This window comes from Oceaniovalibus sp. ACAM 378 (assembly GCF_008085915.1).
In the GTDB taxonomy this organism is placed as follows: domain Bacteria; phylum Pseudomonadota; class Alphaproteobacteria; order Rhodobacterales; family Rhodobacteraceae; genus Oceaniglobus.
Genome location: NZ_VSJK01000107.1, coordinates 1 through 379, shown reverse-complemented (window position 1 = coordinate 379; position 379 = coordinate 1). Strand labels below are relative to the sequence as shown.

Sequence of the window (379 nt, the reverse complement as noted above, 5' to 3'; positions counted from 1 at the left end):
AGGTTGTTGAAGCTTGAACGCCCGGGTACTCTCCGGCCATGCTGAGTATTGAAGATTTGTCCCGGATCAAATGCTTCCGGTTTCCGCGGAGCGTCATTGGCTACACCGTTTGGGCCTACCATCGTTTCGCCCTGAGCCTGCGTGACGTCGAGGATCTATTGGCCGAACGCGGTATAACAGTTTCGTACGAGACGATCCGAGATTGGGTGAACCGGTTCGGCTCCCAGTTTGCCGCCAAGATCCGCCGGGACCGTCCGGCGCCGACGGACAAATGGCATCTCGATGAAGTCGTGATCCGGATCAAGGGTCGAACGCACTGGCTTTGGCGCGCCGTCGATGCCAATGGCGATGTGCTCGATATCCTGGTTCAATCGCGCCG

At 58.3% G+C, this 379-nt stretch carries 1 protein-coding gene; it reads left to right on the top strand.

The window, feature by feature from the left end; all coding sequences use genetic code 11:
- Window positions 1-38: 38 nt before the first annotated feature.
- On the top strand, window positions 39-379 hold a 341-nt coding region (locus FQ320_RS25405), incomplete at its 3' end, for an IS6 family transposase (RefSeq protein ID WP_148476017.1).